General features: G+C 29.5%; 1 pseudogene. It reads right to left on the reverse strand.

The annotated features are described in order from the left end of the window. Positions 1 to 251: 251 nt before the first annotated feature. Positions 252 to 440 (reverse strand): annotated as a pseudogene (locus QP548_RS16830) (DNA (cytosine-5-)-methyltransferase); the annotation flags it as partial.

Below are 440 nucleotides of genomic sequence, written 5' to 3' on the forward strand. Positions count from 1 at the left end.
CATAAATTAATTTCTGAACCTAACTTACTTAAAGATTTAGATGTGTTTAATATAATTTTATTCAACATTTCTTTATCAGAAGAAGATAAACTATTCTTATCTTCTATTAATAATTTAGCTTGTCTATTTATAATACGAGTTTCTTTTAGAAATTCTAATAATATTTCACCCATATTCTCACCTCGTTTAATTAATATAATATTCCTTTCAGGCTTTCAATTATACTTTCTGCTACCTGGATTACAATACTATTACATTTGCGTATCAGTACAGTCTTTCCCGTTATAAAATTGTTCTTCAAGAGCTTTTCTAACTAGCCAGTAATCTTCAGATGTGAATCCTACAAGTCTCCAGCACTCTAAAGGAGTAAGTTTTCTAACCTTACATTGAATAATCTTAGGAATACTATCAGATCCAGTTACAAGGGTTGGGCTAGCTCC

Source organism: Clostridium sp. UMB9555A, assembly GCF_030222355.1.
GTDB classification, from domain to species: domain Bacteria; phylum Bacillota; class Clostridia; order Clostridiales; family Clostridiaceae; genus Sarcina; species Sarcina perfringens.